Source organism: Hydrogenovibrio crunogenus, from assembly GCF_004786015.1.
Classification (GTDB): domain Bacteria; phylum Pseudomonadota; class Gammaproteobacteria; order Thiomicrospirales; family Thiomicrospiraceae; genus Hydrogenovibrio; species Hydrogenovibrio crunogenus.
Window position 1 is genome coordinate 299,530 of record NZ_CP032096.1, and the last position, 17,111, is coordinate 316,640.

Annotated in this window: 20 protein-coding genes; 17 read left to right on the forward strand and 3 right to left on the reverse strand. The window is 44.1% G+C overall.

The window, feature by feature from the left end; genetic code table 11:
* Positions 1–153 precede the first annotated feature (153 nt).
* The 12 genes from GHNINEIG_RS01270 to gspN are packed head-to-tail and all read left to right on the forward strand — an operon-like array spanning position 154 to position 11,032.
* Complete coding sequence (locus tag GHNINEIG_RS01270; protein WP_135794979.1) at positions 154–978, forward strand: type II secretion system protein N; 825 nt, start codon at positions 154–156, stop codon at positions 976–978.
* Position 979: 1 nt separating this feature from the next.
* The gene (gene gspD, locus GHNINEIG_RS01275) at positions 980–3,079 is read left to right on the forward strand and encodes a type II secretion system secretin GspD (RefSeq protein WP_135794980.1); all 2,100 of its coding nucleotides are present in this window, start codon (positions 980–982) and stop codon (positions 3,077–3,079) included.
* Positions 3,076–4,530: a type II secretion system ATPase GspE gene (gspE, locus tag GHNINEIG_RS01280; RefSeq protein ID WP_135794981.1), complete on the forward strand. Its 1,455-nt coding sequence runs from the start codon at positions 3,076–3,078 to the stop codon at positions 4,528–4,530. The genes gspD and gspE overlap by 4 nt, the downstream gene beginning before the upstream one ends.
* Before the next feature lie 21 nt (positions 4,531–4,551).
* A complete protein-coding gene (gene gspF / locus GHNINEIG_RS01285; protein ID WP_135794982.1) occupies positions 4,552–5,766 on the forward strand; it encodes a type II secretion system inner membrane protein GspF in 1,215 nt (404 codons plus the stop codon).
* Positions 5,767–5,772: 6 nt separating this feature from the next.
* On the forward strand, positions 5,773–6,225 hold the full coding sequence (gene gspG, locus GHNINEIG_RS01290) for a type II secretion system major pseudopilin GspG (RefSeq protein WP_317616028.1): 453 nt from the start codon (positions 5,773–5,775) through the stop codon (positions 6,223–6,225).
* A gap of 56 nt (positions 6,226–6,281) precedes the next feature.
* Complete coding sequence (locus GHNINEIG_RS01295) at positions 6,282–6,740, forward strand: hypothetical protein (protein WP_135794983.1); 459 nt, start codon at positions 6,282–6,284, stop codon at positions 6,738–6,740.
* A complete protein-coding gene (gene gspI / locus GHNINEIG_RS01300; RefSeq protein ID WP_135794984.1) occupies positions 6,724–7,110 on the forward strand; it encodes a type II secretion system minor pseudopilin GspI in 387 nt (128 codons plus the stop codon). Before GHNINEIG_RS01295 ends, gspI begins: the two co-directional genes overlap by 17 nt.
* A complete protein-coding gene (gene gspJ, locus GHNINEIG_RS01305) occupies positions 7,103–7,717 on the forward strand; it encodes a type II secretion system minor pseudopilin GspJ (RefSeq protein WP_135794985.1) in 615 nt (204 codons plus the stop codon). Before gspI ends, gspJ begins: the two co-directional genes overlap by 8 nt.
* Positions 7,714–8,679, forward strand: coding sequence for a type II secretion system minor pseudopilin GspK (gspK, locus tag GHNINEIG_RS01310; protein ID WP_135794986.1), 966 nt, complete (start codon positions 7,714–7,716; stop codon positions 8,677–8,679). Before gspJ ends, gspK begins: the two co-directional genes overlap by 4 nt.
* Positions 8,672–9,781 carry a type II secretion system protein GspL gene (gene gspL, locus GHNINEIG_RS01315; RefSeq protein ID WP_135794987.1) on the forward strand — a complete coding sequence of 370 codons (1,110 nt, stop codon included), beginning with the start codon at positions 8,672–8,674 and terminating at the stop codon, positions 9,779–9,781. Before gspK ends, gspL begins: the two co-directional genes overlap by 8 nt.
* Positions 9,768–10,271 (forward strand): type II secretion system protein M, encoded by a 504-nt coding sequence (locus tag GHNINEIG_RS01320; protein WP_135794988.1) that lies wholly within the window; start codon positions 9,768–9,770, stop codon positions 10,269–10,271. The genes gspL and GHNINEIG_RS01320 overlap by 14 nt, the downstream gene beginning before the upstream one ends.
* A complete protein-coding gene (gspN, locus tag GHNINEIG_RS01325; RefSeq protein ID WP_135794989.1) occupies positions 10,268–11,032 on the forward strand; it encodes a type II secretion system protein N in 765 nt (254 codons plus the stop codon). The genes GHNINEIG_RS01320 and gspN overlap by 4 nt, the downstream gene beginning before the upstream one ends.
* 7 nt (positions 11,033–11,039) lie before the next feature.
* Here the strand turns inward: gspN and bioD are convergent, their stop codons facing one another.
* From bioD to GHNINEIG_RS01340, 3 genes are read right to left on the reverse strand one after another with little or no spacing between them, the layout of a single operon-like run.
* Positions 11,040–11,708, reverse strand: a complete 669-nt coding sequence (gene bioD, locus GHNINEIG_RS01330; protein WP_135794990.1) for a dethiobiotin synthase — start codon at positions 11,706–11,708, stop codon at positions 11,040–11,042.
* Entirely contained in the window at positions 11,708–12,595 is an 888-nt protein-coding gene (locus GHNINEIG_RS01335) for a phosphoribosylaminoimidazolesuccinocarboxamide synthase (protein WP_135794991.1), read from the reverse strand. Before GHNINEIG_RS01335 ends, bioD begins: the two co-directional genes overlap by 1 nt.
* A 14-nt stretch (positions 12,596–12,609) precedes the next feature.
* Positions 12,610–13,032, reverse strand: coding sequence for a phosphate-starvation-inducible PsiE family protein (locus tag GHNINEIG_RS01340; RefSeq protein ID WP_135794992.1), 423 nt, complete (start codon positions 13,030–13,032; stop codon positions 12,610–12,612).
* A 280-nt stretch (positions 13,033–13,312) separates the two neighbouring features.
* Here GHNINEIG_RS01340 and rpe point away from each other — a divergent pair, with 280 nt between their 5' ends.
* The 5 genes from rpe to GHNINEIG_RS01360 all read left to right on the forward strand — a co-directional run bounded on the left by rpe (position 13,313) and on the right by GHNINEIG_RS01360 (position 17,103).
* Positions 13,313–14,017, forward strand: a complete 705-nt coding sequence (rpe, locus tag GHNINEIG_RS01345) for a ribulose-phosphate 3-epimerase (RefSeq protein ID WP_135794993.1) — start codon at positions 13,313–13,315, stop codon at positions 14,015–14,017.
* Between the two features lie 117 nt (positions 14,018–14,134).
* On the forward strand, positions 14,135–14,818 hold the full coding sequence (locus GHNINEIG_RS01350) for a phosphoglycolate phosphatase (protein ID WP_135794994.1): 684 nt from the start codon (positions 14,135–14,137) through the stop codon (positions 14,816–14,818).
* 26 nt (positions 14,819–14,844) lie between these two features.
* Entirely contained in the window at positions 14,845–14,991 is a 147-nt protein-coding gene (locus GHNINEIG_RS11650) for a hypothetical protein (RefSeq protein ID WP_189636905.1), read from the forward strand.
* Positions 14,984–16,489 (forward strand): anthranilate synthase component I, encoded by a 1,506-nt coding sequence (gene trpE / locus GHNINEIG_RS01355; protein WP_135794995.1) that lies wholly within the window; start codon positions 14,984–14,986, stop codon positions 16,487–16,489. The genes GHNINEIG_RS11650 and trpE overlap by 8 nt, the downstream gene beginning before the upstream one ends.
* 20 nt (positions 16,490–16,509) lie before the next feature.
* Positions 16,510–17,103: an anthranilate synthase component II gene (locus GHNINEIG_RS01360; RefSeq protein WP_135794996.1), complete on the forward strand. Its 594-nt coding sequence runs from the start codon at positions 16,510–16,512 to the stop codon at positions 17,101–17,103.
* The last annotated feature ends 8 nt before the right edge of the window (positions 17,104–17,111 follow it).

The following is a 17,111-nucleotide window of genomic DNA, read 5'->3' on the forward strand; positions in this document are numbered from 1 at the left end:
CATTGTCATAATTTCTTGTTAGAATTTAAGGAGAGTCTTTACATTTTTGTTAAAAACCTAGGTTAAAAAAACGTTTGTTTTGTCTGGTTTTTAAGCAATCTGACTTTAATTGGTTTAGAATTTTAAATAAAGCATCGAAAAGGAATTGGCTGGGTGGCAAATATCTTTCTCAAATCTCAAGAAAGCCTATCAAGAAGTATGCTCATATTCGGTGTCATTCTGTGTGCTTGGGCTTCAGGCAGTTTGATTGCTGTTAATTTCAAAACCATCACAACGCCAATGATTCCTACACTCTCCATAAAAAAGCCAACAGAAACTGTCACTGGTTCTCCTTCTTATTTAATGGGAACGGAAGCTTCTGATACAGGTTTAAGCGATTCCCATTCAACTGATAATATGCCGTTAACTCGACTGAATTTAAAGCTGATTGGTCTAGTGAATTTAGGGAGCAAAGGGGTGGCGTTAATTCAGTCTTCACAAACCACTTACGTGGTGAGTAAAGGAGAAGAGTTTTTAAATGACTTGCAGTTGCAAGATATTGGAGAGCGATACGTCATTCTAAAAAATAGAGGCCAGTTGGAAAAGCTGTTATTGGAAGATAATGCAAAAGATATGGTTTCAACATCCACAAAAACAACTCGTTCTGGTTCCGTATCAGCAATTCAGCAAAAGCAGTTGAAAAACATAGGCACTCAATTAAAACAGTCACCTTTAATCCTATCCCAACTTTTATCTTTTAAAATAATTGAACGAAATGGTGGCTGGCAAGGCATTCAGGTTTGGCCAAAATCTGATAAAGCCCTCTTTAAAGCATTGGGCTTTCAGGCGGGAGATGTGGTTACCCATATCAATGGTAAAAGCATTAAAGAAATCGTTCAAAATCAAGCTTCCTGGAAACGTTTAACCACGTTGACAAAATTTGAGTTGATCGTTAAACGTAAGAATGAAACTAAAACCCTACAGGTAACCCTGGATTAATATGAAAAAAATGAAACTTATTTTATGGTTCTGTTTAATCGGCATGAGTCTCAGCGTTGCTGCACAGCAAGAGTCTAAATCAGAAAACGTGACGCTGAAACAGAACTTTCAACAAGCAGACATCGAAAAAGTCATTGAGGCTGTCGCGAAGCTGACAGGTAAAAATTTCATCATTGATCCTCGTGTGAAAGGGAAAGTGACTTTGATTGCACCAGAAGCAATGCATCCTGACGATTTATATGAAACATTGTTAGCAATCCTACATGTTCATGGTTATGTCGCCATCCCTGGTAAAACGGCGATTCAAATTATTCCGGCAAATTTGGCAAGAGATCAGGTGCCATATGAAAATCGTGATGCACAACAGAGTGATTGGGTGACGGAAGTGATTACCGTCAAAAAAGTACCCGCAACGAAATTAGTTGCAGTGCTTAGACCGCTTGTTGCGAGAGAAGGACATCTGGTCGCTTTGTCTGAAAGCAACCGAATGATTGTGACAGACAGTCAATCGAATATTGATAGGATGAAACAAATTATTAAAAGGGTTGATGTAGATGAATCCAGTGGCTATGAAGTGATTAAATTATCGCATGCCTCTGCTGAAGAAATGATGTTGGTGGTTAAAAAAGTGATGTCCAAATCCGCCAACAAACAGTTTAATGTGTCGTTTGATGAGCGTTCTAACCGAATCATTTTATCGGGCGATAAAGATACTCGACGTCAAATGCGCGCTTTGATTGCAGATTTGGATGTTTCTGTACCTTCTGAGGGTCGAGTCCAAGTGATTTATCTGCATTATGCTAAAGCTGAAGAGCTTGTACCTGTATTACAAAAAATTGCAACCAACCGCTCATTGTTGAGCCGTGCCAGTTCAGGCGGTAAGGCAAGTGATGCGACTGCTTCTGATGCTACAGGGAATGGCGTGCAAGTTAACCAACTGGATGATAAAACCCTGAAATCAAGAATTAGCATTGAAGCCGAAGAGCGTATGAATGCTGTGATTATCAGTGCACCGCCTGGTGTCGCTTCCGTTCTAAAAACAGTGATTAAGCAATTAGATATTCGTCGAGCACAAGTGTTGATCGAGGCGATTCTGGTTGAAGTCACTGAAACCAAGCAAGCCGAATTAGGGGTTGAATGGGGGGCTGCGGGTCCAAATGGAGTGGGGCTGATTAATTTTTCAGGAACGATTCCAACCATTATTGGAAATGCGGGGAACCCTGCGGCACAAGCCAATGCCATTGGCACAGGGGTCAATGCTGCTTTCGGTGAAATCAGTGCGGATGGAACGGGTTGGGGAGCGTTGATTCGAGCATTGAACAGTGATTCTGAAGCCAACATCTTATCGACGCCTACTTTGCTGACACTGGACAACGAAGAAGCTGAGATTATTGTGGGTAAAGAGGTGCCTTTTCAAACAGGTTCTTATACCTCTACAGGCGCTTCCAGTACGCCAACAAATCCATTTAATACAATCGAGAGGAAAAATGTTGGGTTAAGCTTAAAAGTCACGCCTCAAATCAATGAGGGAGATGAGGTTTTCTTAGAAATCAATCAAGAAATCTCCGATGTGATTCCAAAGGGGGATGCTGTAGATGTTCAGACCTCGAAACGGCAAATCAAAACCCGAGTGATTGTCGGAGATGGAAATATCATTGTGCTCGGGGGGTTATTAACGGAGAAAGAAACAGAAGTAGAGAAAAAAGTCCCAGGCCTGGGCGATATTCCCGGGTTAGGCGCGCTGTTCCGTTCTACCAGCAATGAACGGGAAAAAGTGAATTTAATGGTTTTCTTGCGTCCTGTGATTGTTCGAGATAACAAGATGGGCACTTATTACAGCCGTAAAAAGTACTCCCTCATCCGAGATGAGCAGACCCAGTTGTTAAAAAAAGATTCGGGTCTTTTGGAGGGATTACGTCCGAGAATGCCAACGCTGGAGCAATGGAAAAATATGGAGCCTGCAAAGCCATTCGATCCTTCAAAACCTGAAGAGACGTCTTCTAATGCGGAACCCAAAACGACCAAAGAAGCCAAACAGCCAACTGAAAAACAACCCTCTGCTGAAGACCCTATGCCTTTAGAAGAGTTTGACGATATATGAATGCGCTTCCCTTCTCCTTTGCGAATAAAAATGGCGTTGTCCTAGGGATGCACCCGGATATTGGACGCGTTGTATATTGTTTGGAAAACACTCCACCTTCAGTTTTGATGGAAGTACAACGGGTTTTCGGCAGTGAAGACCTAACGGTAAGACCACTCTCTGAATCGGCATTCGAAAAGCAATTACAAGCACAATATGCTTCGCAATCCTCCAACTCAATGGAGGCTATGGATGAATTGGATATCCCTGATTTAGACCAAGCCATGGCTGAGGTCGCGACAGCTGAAGATTTATTGAATAGTAATGATGATGCCCCGATTATTAAATTGCTAAATGCCATTTTGGCAGAAGCCATCCGCAAGAATGCATCCGATATTCATATCGAGCCGTTTGAAACGCAATTGCGGGTGCGTTTTAGAATTGATGGTCAGTTGAAAGTGGTGTTGACTCCTAAAATACAGTTTGCCTCCATGTTGGTTTCCCGTATCAAAGTCATGGCAAAACTGGATATTGCTGAAAAAAGATTACCCCAAGACGGGCGAATTGCGATTAAGTTGGGCGGACGTGCCGTCGACTTACGAATTTCAACCATTCCCTCCAGTTTTGGAGAGCGAGTGGTCATGCGTTTACTGGATAAAAGTGCAGGCCGATTAGATTTAACGGATTTAGGGCTGCCAGATGAACAATTGGCTAGACTTAAGACGTTGTTACAAAAACCGCATGGTATTTTGTTGGTTACAGGTCCCACAGGGTCGGGGAAAACAACAACTTTATATGCTGGGTTGTCACGTTTAAATGACAATCAACGAAACATTATGACCGTTGAAGACCCCATTGAATATAACATTGAAGGGATTAACCAGACTCAAGTCAACACCAAAGCGGATATGACTTTTGCCAAAGGCTTAAGAGCGATTTTAAGGCAGGATCCAGATGTGGTTATGATTGGGGAAATTCGCGATTACGAAACGGCTGAAATTGCTGTTCAAGCCTCCTTAACTGGGCATTTGGTTTTATCGACTTTACATACCAATACCGCAGTGGGTGCCATTTCACGACTGAAAGATATGGGAGTGGAGCCGTTTTTATTGTCTTCCAGTCTGCTAGGGGTCATGGCGCAGCGTTTAGTGCGCCGGATTTGTCCGGAATGTGGTGAACAAAAACCGGCGGATGAGGCGGAATGTGAGATGTTAGGCGTGTCGTCGGCAGAAATTATGCATCCTGTCGGATGTGAAGCTTGCTCTTATACCGGATACCAAGGTCGAATGGGGATTTATGAGTTGTTAGAAATTGACAGTTCGGTACGTCAAATGATCCACTCTGGCGAGTCCGACCAAGCAATTGAAAGCTATGTCCATCAAACCACACCCTCAATTTATCAAAGTGCCATGGAGCTGGTTCTTAATCGACAGACTTCTCTGGAAGAAGTGATGCGTGTGGTACAGCGTTAAGCAGAATAATAGAGGACATGAATGCCGAGTTTTGAATATCAAGCACTGACATCAAGTGGCAGAACCCAAAAGGGAACACAGGAGGGAGAGTCTGCAAGACAGGTGCGTCAACAGTTGCGGGATCAAGGGTTAACGCCTTTGGACGTCACCCCCGTTGTGGACCGTCGCAAAGCGTTATCCTCATTAAGCTGGTTGACGCCTAAGATTCCGATTGCAGATTTATCTTTGATGACTCGCCAAATATTTACTTTGTTAGGGGCGGGCATGCCTATGGCAGATGCCTTACGTTCAGTAGCGAACCAAGCTGAAAATAAAGTGATGAAACGCTTTGCAACAGGCATTTTTGAAAAGGTCTCGGAAGGGCATTCTTATGCCCAGGCGTTAACCAGCTCAGGCTTTAACTTACCCAGTGACTATGTTGCTACGGTTCGGGCGGGTGAAGAAAGTGGTCATTTGGTTGAAGTGCTGTCTAGAATGGCCGAGTCGATAGAAAAACAAGAAAAAATCCGCAAAAAAATGCGTTCTGCTCTGATTTATCCAACCTTAATGGTGGTTATGGCCGTTGCCATTATTTTATTTTTAATGGCTTTTGTGGTTCCTAAGGTTGTGTCGGTCTTTGATAATATGAATCAAAGTTTGCCTCCTTTAACACAAGGTTTGTTAAGCACCAGTGAGTTTTTAGACCAGCACTGGGGCTGGTTGCTGTTGGGAGGCATTGGGATGATTGTGGTTTATAAAATGTTAATGCAAAAAGAAAGATGGCGATCTCAACGAGATCAGGTGTTGTTATCGGTTCCCGCACTAAGAAAATTTTTAGTCTATTCTGCGAGTGCTCGCTGGGCGAGAACCCTTGGCGTGCTGCATGCCAGTGGCGTTCCGATTACGGAAGCATTGAGAATTTCATCAGAAGTAATGAATTTATTACCCTTAAAGCAAAAAGTGATGCAGATGGAGGTCGAAGTCCGAGAAGGGCAAAAACTGTATTCCAGTATGAAACAGGCCAAATTTTTTCCAGCCCTATTGCTGAACCTAGTCGAGACAGGTGAGGGAAATGGTCAGGTCGATGTCATGTTGTTGAAGGGGGCAGAACATTATGAGGAAGAAGTCGATACGGCGGCAACCACCTTGGTCAGTCTGCTTGAACCCATTATGATCGTGATTATGGGGGGCGTGGTATTAACAATCGTATTAGCGATAATGCTTCCGATTTTTCAAATGAATAGTATGGTAGGTTAAAAAGAAATGAGAACAGAGAAATTAAATCAACGAAATCGAAAAGTGACTAAACAACAAGGGTTTACCCTTATCGAATTAATGGTTGTGGTCGTGATTTTAGCAATCTTGGCAGCCATTGCGGTACCGCAGTTTATGGATCGCCCCGATGAAGCCCGTATTGTAAAAGCGAAGCAGGATATTTCTTCCCTGAGCTCGGCATTGCAACTTTATAAGCTGGACAATTACCGTTACCCGACTACTGAACAAGGGCTGGAAGCCTTAGTGACAAAACCAACAGCTGAACCTGACGCGCCAAACTGGAAGCCTTACATGCAGCAACTTCCTAAAGATCCCTGGGGACAGGATTATTTATATCTCAGCCCCGGTGAAAAAGGGGATTTTGACCTTTATACCTTAGGGGCTGATGGTGAAGAAGGCGGAGAAGGAGTGAATGCAACAATTGGAAATTGGATGAGATAGGATTGAGGGATTCAGTTCAATTGAACTTGAGGCGGTCGCGACAAAAAGGGTTTACCTTGATTGAATTAATGGTCGTGGTCGTCATTTTGGCAGTGCTTGTCTCGATTGCTACTTTGACTTTTACACCGAATGATTCGGTGAAGCTGAACCAACAGACGTTGGAGTTCAAAGGCGCATTACAACAAGCCTGTGATGAGGCGATTTTTACACAAAAAATTCAGGCCTTAGTGCCCTCAAAAAAAGGAAGTCGTTTATATTTTTTACAACAAGGAAAGTGGCAAATCGTCTCTTCTGTCAAGCCTTTGGTTTGGTTACCCGGTATGTCCGTTGATTGGCAAGTAGCAGAGAGACCGAGTGCTCAAGCAGAATTACCGGGTCCAGGTTGGTTATGTTGGCCTACCGGAGAAATTTTACCAGGGAGTGTGACGTTTCAGTTAGGACAGCAGAAGACTAAAATGAGCTGGACGCCTTTGCTAAAGTTTACCGTGACACAAGAAAATGCCATTGTTAACTAAAAACACTTTTCAAAAAGTCAAAGGATTTACTCTGATTGAGGTGATGGTCGCCTTGTTGATTGTCGCCATTGCCTTAGCAGCTTTGAGTATGGCTTTAGGGCAAGCGGTATATCAACAAGGATCGATTGAAAACCGTGTGGTTGCTACGTGGGTTGCACAAAATCGAATGATTGAAATTCAACAGGCGCAAGAAACCGGCAGTAAAATTGGGAAAACATCTGATGTGCTTATGGCGAATCGACAGTGGCAAACCAAATTGAGCTTAGAGTCGACACTTGTACCGGATATCCAAAAAGCGAAGCTGCAAGTGTTTTTAAAGGGGGAAAAACACCCCAGTGCCACACTTTGGTCGGTGTTAGGTCATGAGTGATTCAAACACATTGATAAAGCGCCAAGCCGGTTTTACACTGATTGAATTGCTGGTTGCGATGGCAATTGCAGCCGTTTTGGCATTACTGTCTTATCAGGCAATTCATGAAGTCACTCAGGTCAAATCAACGTCAGATTTGAAAAATGAACGCTTCAGTGCATTACAGCGCGCGATATGGTGGATGGAGCAGGATTTCTCGCAAATGGTGCCCCGACCTGTTCTGGATGCGTTAGGCTCGAAGTTACCCAGCTATCTGGCAGGTGAGAACCAAGTTGAGCTCACTCGTATCGCTACATACCCTTCTCCCTATGGTGAAAGCGGCTTGGTTCGAGTGGGATATGTATTAGAAGGACAGACTTTGTATCGGTTGGTTTGGCCTGTCTTGGATCGCGCTCCAGATACACAACCCCAGAAATGGGTGTTATTAGAAGGGGTCAATCATTTTGAGGTGCGTCAACAAGACCAAAATAGGCAATGGCAACGTTTCTGGCCAAAAGCTGAAATTGATGAAACACCCATGAAAAAACAGCCAGGTCTGGTAGAAATTCGATTGGACTATGAAGGGGTGGGGATGATTAGGCGACTGATTGTTGGAGTGGATCGTTGACGTCGGGCAACAAGCAGCAATCCGGGTTTGCCTTGATTACGGTGTTGCTTGTGGTGGCGATTGTGGCGATGATTGCATCGCAACTTGTTTACCAGCAAGCATTGGATATTAAGCGCACCGAAAGCCGGCTGAATCAAGCGCAATCCTTGGCTGTCGCAAACGGGATGGAAATTTGGGTGAAAAAAGGTCTGAAGTTGGATGCAAGTCTAAACAGGACCGATCATTTGCAAGAGAAATGGGCTGCCCCAATGCCCCCTATTCCGTTTGCGGGGGGAGAAGTGTCAGGGCGATTAATTGACCTGCAAGGACATTTTAACCTCAACAATTTAGCTGATCCTGATAAAGAAGGGGTTAAAATTTGGCAGCAAATAGCTCAACGATTACTGTTGCACTTGAAACTTGATTCTCAGTTAGAATCAGTGATAAGTGATTGGGTCGATAGTGATAATGTAGCCCGTTTAGATGGTGCCGAATCGGATTTTTATTTACTGAAAAATCCGTCTTATCGGGCGGGGAACCAAAACTTAATTCAGTTAAAAGAACTGGCGCTGCTCAAAGGGTTTTCGCCACCGGTAATGCAGGTACTTGAACCTTATGTTGCTGCCTTGCCTAAAGTGACGACAATTAATATTAATACAGCGCCCAAGCTGGTTTTAAGTGCTTTGGCAGATTGGATGAACGATCAGGTTTCCCAGGCCTGGATTGAACAGAGAAAGACTGACCCTGCTACTTCCGTGGCAGAGTTTAGACGTTTTTTAGCACAACAGACGGGGTTGGACACCAAAGAAATTGCAACTGTCATCCAGGATGACGTGGTGAGCGTGGCGACGCACTTTTTCTTATTAGAAGGGCGGTTCAACTATGGAGTTGTCCAACAGCAAGTGGATACGCTTCTCTATAGAGAAAATGAAAATAATGTCGTCTTAATTCAAAGATGGTTTGGTATGACAAATAATGGATAAAAAAGCAATGCAACCGGAGTTGACTCGGCAGAACTTACAAGCGAAAAAGGCGGGTGCCTGGTTTGATGTGTCTGGCAAATTGAGGGTGTCGAACCGGGAAAAGGACAGTTTGACTGATGTGGTATGGGTGCCAACTCAACAGGTACTTTTAACTCAGGTAGTTGTTCCTGGAAAGCGCAAATCAGATTGGATGAAAGCTTTGCCTTATGCGTTGGAGGAAGAAATTAGCCAACCCATCGAGGAGGTTTTTATTGCGGTGTTGCACCGTGAACAGACGGGGGACAATGCTGGCTTAATACAGGTTGCGATTGTGTCGAATGAACGGATGAGTCAATGGACGGAGACGTTAGTTTCAGAAGGCTTGGCAAGTGCTCAGTTGGTTCCAGATTGTTTTCAATGCCCTTTTCCCGAAAAGCAGAATGAGTCGTCTACCGTTTACTATATTGAAACAGAAACGCACCGTTTGGCTCGAACAGGTCAGTGGACGGGGATGGCGATTCCGCTTGACTGGCTTACATTGGTTTCCTTTAAAAACATAACGTGGCAAAAAGCGTCTCCTGCCTTTCCGGTGTTGGAGTCTCTTAAATCTCTTGGTTTGCGCCAAGGTCACTATCAACCATTTTCAAAATCGACGACTTGGGTCAAAAATTGGGGCAAAGTCATTGCTGTTTTTGGTTTGTTGCTGCTGTTGTTAGTGGCTCAGAACTGGATGGAGGCACACCAGAAAACCATCGAAAAGCAACAGCTCACCGAAGCAACTGAGCGCTTGTTTAAGCAAATGTTTCCAGAAGTTAAGCGAATTGTTAACCTGACAGCCCAAGCGAAAACCGCTCTTGCTAAGCAACCGTCTGAATCTGAAAAGGTTGGACCTGCACAATTAGCGAAGCTTGTCGAATCGGCTTTTAAACAAGTTCCAAAAGTTGAAATAAAGGCCTTTGAATGGCAAAACCAACGATTGAGTTTGTCTTTGGATTCACCCGATAACAATTCCTTGCAAGCGTTATCAGAGGCGCTAAAAAATAAAGTCGTGTTGACACTTAAAATTAACAGTATGCAACCCAACCAAGTTCAAGCGGAGATGGTAATTGATGGAATTCGATAACCTTAAACAGACAATCTTGCAGGTATGGAAAGGGTTTTCTCAACGGGATCAACGAGCTATTGTGGTATTGGGCGGAGTTTTATTGTGTGCCATCTTGTATTTTTTAATTTGGCTACCAAGTGAGCATGTCAAGCAGCAAGCACAGCAAAAACTGGCGCTAAGCCAGCAAAAGTGGGAATGGCTCAATGAACAATTACCTAAAGTTGCCCAGCGAGCGCCGGTCTTACCTGCGTCTACATTGAAAACCACAGAAGCGTTAATGCAATTCATTCAGACTCAGCTGCGGGAAATGAATCTCTTTCAAAAAATCGAACATATTGAAACACAAGGGCAAAAAGTCGTGGTTGACTTTAAAGAAGTGAACGCGCCACGGTTATTTCGTTGGTTATCTCAACAAGAACAGCAAGGACTCATTGCTTTTTCGGCGGACCTAAAGCCTTTGCAGCCGGGAATTGTGACGGCAAAAGTAATTTTTGAGGTACCTAAATGAAGCGCTGGACTGGAGTCATTGTTTTATTTTTAAGTGTGACGCTTTTGTCGCTTATTTGGCACTTCCCTGCCAGCTGGGTGGCTCAGCATAGTTGGGTTAAACAAAGCTTACCTAAACCAATGACGATGTCAGAAGTCGATGGTCTTTGGTGGCAAGGCAAGGCAAAAATATCTTGGCAGCATAGGCCGGTAGGGACAGTTGAATGGCAGTGGCATCCGGTTGGTCTGGTAACCGGATCCTTAGTGCTTAACCTGAAGCTCAGTGCACCGAAAGCACATCTTGAAGCACAGGTATCGGCGGACACAACCGAGGTCGCCGTGAAGAATATGAACGGAACTTTCAGTTTGTCTTATCTTTCCAACCTATTTAAATCTGCTTCCATATTGCAGGCGGCGGAAGGCGATGTGGTTCTTAAAGACGTATCATCTGCGCTTGCTCAGGCGAGCTTAAGTCGTGGCGAGGCTTGGCCAAATCATCTTAAAGGGCAAATGGTGTTAGTCGATTTCGATCTGATGGGGATTCATTTACCCTTGTTGAAAGTCACGCCAGAACTAAACAGTGAGGCGATGACATTGCGCTTAAATGGAACAGGCAAGGGCTGGCAATTGACAGGAACCAGTCTTGTGACGGCGAATCACCGTTTTCAGAATAATCTAGTCTTGACGTCGAAAACCCCGCAAAGCTTTCCAAGCTGGGGAGGGGTTATGATGCAAAAAACGGCCCCCAATAAAGCGGTTTTAAAAAATACCGGTCGCTGGTAAGTAGGGGTTAGCTGGTTTGAGCTTGATATGGAACTAAGCTGACAGGGTGTGAGGTGAGCGACTCTAGGTCTGTAACGTTTTCAAGATCGCTTTGATCAGATAAGTTATTTACAAAAATGTGAGCAATTTCTAACCCGGCATTTTCAATCGCATTGATGCTAAGCAAAGCATGGTTTAAGCACCCTAATCGGTTGCCAACGACTAGAATGACCGGATAGCCAAGTTGCTTTGCAAGGTCAATATTGAGACCGTCTGATGCTAGAGGAGAGTAAATACCTCCCGCGCCTTCAACAAATGCTACGGTTTGTTGAGGAACTTCGCTCGCTAAGGCAAGATCATGAATGGTGATGGTTTGTTTGGCTTGCGCAATCGCTCTGGCTGGTGAAATAGCAGGCTCAAGAAGGTAAGGGCAGACTGTCTGGAGAGATTCCTGACTTTCGCAGGCTTGGTGAAGCTGGACAGCATCTTCAGAATACAGTTCTCCGTTTTGATCCCTTAATGCGCCAGATGCAATCGGTTTGCGTGGAGAAATGACCAGGCCTGGTTGTTTTTTCAGCAAATACTGCGCAATGGTACAACTGACAAATGTTTTACCAATATCGGTATCTGTTCCGGTTATAAAAAAACCACCGGGTTGGGTGGTTTTGAAATAATGAAGAAAACTCGAGAAAGGCATTACGGATTTTCCATTAAACGTGCTTGCGCTTCTTGATATTTCTGGAAAGTCATGTCCACAACCTCTTCAGGTAGCTCAGGGCCTGGAGCAGTTTTGTCCCAGTCCAACGATTCTAAATAATCACGAATATATTGTTTGTCAAAACTGTCTGGGTTTTTGCCGACTTGGTAGGTTTTTGCTGGCCAGAAGCGAGAACTATCAGGTGTTAGGGCTTCATCAATTAAGTGGATGACACCGTGTTCATCTTCACCGAATTCAAATTTGGTATCAGCGATAATAATGCCGCGTTCAGCGGCAAACTCAGCCGCCATTTTGTAAAGTGCTAAGCTGTATTCCTTCACCTTTTGTGCTTTTTCTTCGCCAATTAATTTAACCACTTCTTCAAAGGAGATGTTTTCATCATGATCTCCTATTTCCGCTTTTGTTGACGGGGTAAACAGTGGTTCAGGGAGTTGCTGCGCTTTTTTGAGCCCCTTAGGCAGGTCGATGCCACAGACCGTTTGTGTCTTTTTGTATTCTTTCCAGCCCGAACCGACTAAATAACCGCGCACAATGGCTTCAACTGGTAGAGGCTTCAGTTTGCGCACAATCATGCCTCGACCATCCAATTGAAGAAGTTCATCTGGTGTCAGCACATCGGCAAGTTGCATGTCATCTGCTAATTGGTTTGGCAGAATGTGGCTGGCTTTTTTCATCCAGAACTGTGCGGTTTCCGTCAGAATACGCCCTTTTCCTGGAATAGGCGTTGGCAACACCACATCAAATGCGGAAATTCGATCAGTGGTGACAATGAGTAAGTGATTCTCATCAATGTCATATAAATCGCGTACTTTCCCTTTGTTGATCAAAGGCAAGCTGGTTAAATTTGATTCGAAAAGTGGTTGCATACAATCTCTTCCAGTTATTTCTTTAGGTTGTCTTCAAGCTGTTTTCTGTCGGAGTAGGGCAGTTTCAAATGTCCATATCGTAAAATAATGACCGCTGCGGCAATCATCAGCATGGTGGTAGCCACCGCAATCATCTCCCATTCGGTGAGATTTTTCATGTCCAGTATCAGATAACGGGCGAGGGCAATAATGGCGATGTACATCGGAAATCGTATGGGCAGTTTCCCTGAGTCCATGTAGATCGCGACCATCGCTAGCACTTCAAGGTAAAGAAAAAGCAAAAGTAAGTCACCCAGTGTGACTCTCATATTCTCTATCATGACCCAGACTTCTTGGATCCCCGCAATGACGGTGGCGATGGCAATAATGATGAGACCAACGATCTCACTCATGCGAATACTTCGTTTGATTCCTCTTACTGCAGGGTACTGGTCCATGCCGAAACCTCTTTTTACTTTAACAGACAAACTAAAAGTAGAAACTTTAGTGCTTATCCCATTTCATTGAAACGGGCGCTTACGCACGAATTTTATCTTAAAATAAACCGTTTAGGAGAGAGTTTTATAAACTTTGTCCTTCCTGGAAAATCAGATTTTTGATAGTACCTTGAAAAGCCCACTGCAGACAATGAGCTAAAATGATGTTTTCTTTTTAAAAAAACAAGGAGTCTGGTAAAATGCCTGCAATTTAATTTGTTTCTTAAAAAGGATTCTAAAAATGGCTAAGAAAGAAAACTGGATTGCGCCGTCAATTCTATCAGCTGATTTCGCTCAACTTGGAACCGATGTCAAAGATGTCATCGCTGCTGGCGCAGACGTGGTTCACTTCGATGTAATGGATAATCATTATGTTCCTAACCTGACCATCGGGCCATTGGTCTGTGAGTCTTTGAAGAACTTCATGGTTAAAGAAGACGTGAAAGCACCGATTGATGTGCATTTGATGGTGAAGCCAGTCGATCGTTTGATTGGTGACTTTGCATCTGCCGGTGCGGACATCATTACGTTCCATCCAGAAGCATCTGAGCATATTGATCGTTCGTTACAGTTAATTAAAGCAGAAGGCTGTCAAGCTGGTTTGGTCTTTAACCCAGGAACGTCTCTAAGTTACCTTGAGCACGTGATGGATAAGATTGACATGATTCTAATCATGTCTGTTAACCCTGGGTTTGGTGGCCAAGCCTTTATTCCTCAAGCGTTGGAAAAGCTAAAAGCGGCACGTAAGATGATTGATGAGTCTGGTCGTGATATTCGCTTGGAAATTGATGGCGGTGTTAAAGTTGAAAATATCGCAGAAGTTGCTGCAGCCGGTTGTGATACGTTTGTTTCTGGTTCAGGTATCTTCGGTAAGGCAAATGCAAGTGATGCAAACCGTTATGATACGGTTATCCAGCAAATGCGCGATGAGCTTGCTAAGGCTTAATCCTTTTGAGCTAAAGCGCTGAATGATTCAATAAACGCCAGTCAACGCTGGCGTTTTGTCGTTCTAATAAAAGTAAAAGAATGGGTTGGATAACCTGATTAATACATTGGAAAAACTATGTCGCAAGAAAAAATAAAACCTGGGTTCATCTTGATTGACCTAGATGGAACCTTAATTGACAGTGTGCCGGATTTGGCTTATTGCGTTGACGAAATGATGAAGCAGCTTGATATGCCTGTCCGGGGCGAAGCAGCGGTGCGCAATTGGGTAGGAAATGGTGTTCAGCGTCTTGTTGAAAGAGCGTTGATTAACTCTGTCGATGGTATGCCGGATCAAGCGTTGATGGAGAAGGCATACCCTATTTACCTTGAGCTTTATAAAGAAAATACTTCTAAACGCAGTTGTGTTTATGAGGGCGTCGTTGAGGGAATTGAGTGGATGAAAGCACAAGGCTACCGTGTGGCCTGTGTGACGAACAAAGCCGCCGCTTTTACCATTCCGCTTCTGAAAGACAAAGGACTTTACGATTCTTTTGAAGTCGTGGTTTCCGGCGATACCTGTGAAGAGAAAAAACCACATCCTATGCCTTTGCTGCATGCTGCGGAATTATTAGGGGTATCACCGGAAAATGCTTTGATGATCGGTGATTCAAAGTCTGATGTGAAAGCAGCTCGTGCGGCTGGCTTCCATATTTTCTGCATGACTTATGGGTATAATCATGGTGAAGATATTCGAAACTATGAACCGGATGCCGTTATGGATTCTTTTATGGAATTGCCAAATTACTTAGCGGCTAAATAATCATTAAGCAAGGAGAGTGACCTGAAATGAAATCGTTTTTAAAAGCCTTTTTGACAGTGCTGGCGAAGCCTTTCTGGTGTTCTTTTTCAGGTCTCTACCAAACGATTCAGCTTAAAAGATTTGAGCGCAAGACCGCTCTAGCATCAACGGCGGAAGGGGAAAAAAATGAATGATACACATTTTACCGCCTTATTTGATCAGGGGTATAAAACCGCGCCGGTGATGCGGACTATTTTGTCTGACTATGATACGCCATTGAGTGTTTATCATAAGGTGGCGAATCAGCCCCAAAGCTATTTGTTTGAATCCGTACAAGGCGGGGATAAATGGGGGCGTTACTCCATTATCGGCTTACCTTGCTCGAAACGCTTGGTGATTAAAGGTCAGCAAATCACGGTGTTGGACGGCGAAAAGGTTGTAGAACAACAAGTCTCTGAAGATCCACTAGCATGGATCGAAGCTTTTCAGTCTCGCTTTAAAGTCTTCCATCAGCCAGGTCTGCCGGCGTTTACTGGTGGGCTGGTGGGCTATTTTGGTTATGACACCATTCGATATGTCGAGAGTCGTCTACAGGCATCAGAGCCGGAAAAAGATGATATTCAAGCTCCGGATATTCAGCTGTTAGTGTCTGAAGAAATTGTTGTATTTGACAACCTGAGTGGACAGGTTCATGTCATCGTACATGCTGACTTAAGTCAGAAAAATGCCTATTCAAAAGCCGAAGCACGCGTGGCTGAAATCGCTGAGTTGATTCAGCAACCGATGTCGGTTCCGAATGATTTACCGAAAGAGACGATTTTAACCGAACAGGACTTTGTTTCCAGTTTTGGAGAGGAAGCCTTTAAGCAAGCCGTTGCTAAAATTAAAGAATATATTTTAGCGGGAGACGCAATGCAGGTCGTGATCTCTCAGCAAATGTCGGTAGATTTTGATGCGGCACCGATTGATCTCTATCGTGCACTCCGATATTTGAACCCGTCACCGTATATGTTCTTTTTAGATTTGGGTGACTTACAGATTGTCGGTTCCTCGCCTGAAATTCTGGTTCGTTTGGAAGACAATACCGTTACAGTCCGCCCGATTGCCGGTACACGTCGGCGAGGTTTGACACCGGAAAAAGATCAGGCTTTGGAAGAGGATTTGTTGTCCGACCCGAAAGAATTGGCAGAGCACTTGATGTTGATTGATCTTGGCCGGAATGATGTCGGTCGTATTGCCAATGTCGGTTCGGTTGAGTTAACTGAAAAAATGATTGTTGAGCGTTATTCTCATGTGATGCATATTGTGTCAAACGTCAATGGTCAAGCCAAACCAGGCATGTCGTCGATTGATGTGCTGCGAGCTACCTTCCCGGCGGGCACAGTTTCTGGTGCGCCGAAAATTCGAGCGATGGAAATTATCGATGAATTAGAGCCGGTTAAACGAGGGGTGTATGCAGGCGCGGTCGGTTATCTGGGTTGGCATGGCAATATGGATACTGCCATTGCCATTCGAACCGCGGTGATAAAAGATGGGCGCCTGTTTGTGCAAGCCGGTGCCGGAGTCGTGGCGGATTCGGTACCACAGTCAGAATGGGATGAAACCATGAATAAAGGGCGCGCGATTTTTAAAGCCGCTGAATTTGTGACCAAAGGCCTCAAAACCGATAACCCAGATGCTGGACATCGTTAATAGGAAAAGGATAAAAAGTTATGTTACTGATGATTGATAATTACGATTCTTTTACCTATAACTTGGTGCAATATTTCGGTGAGTTAGGTCAGGAAGTGGAAGTGTATCGTAACGACCAAATTACGATTGAAGCCATCGAAAAAATGAAACCGGATTACCTGGTTATCTCCCCCGGTCCATGTACACCGAATGAAGCAGGTATTTCAATTGCCGCAATCCAACACTTTGCCGGTAAAATTCCGATTTTAGGCGTGTGTTTGGGGCATCAAAGCATAGGGCAAGCATTTGGTGCCAACGTGATCCGAGCCAAAGAAGTGATGCATGGAAAAACGTCTCCTGTTTATCATCATGATATGGGCGTGTTCAGAGGATTGCAGAACCCGGTCGAAACAACGCGTTACCATTCTTTGGTGCTAGAGCAGGAAACATTACCCGACTGTTTGGAAGTAACGGCTTGGACACAATGCAAACAAGGCGGGGTTGACGAGATCATGGGAGTGCGCCATGTCTCTTTGCCAATTGAAGGGGTTCAATTTCATCCCGAATCGATTTTGACCGAACAAGGTCATGCGATGTTAAAGAATTTTTTAGAACAGAAAGATCAACGACCATAATTTGATAC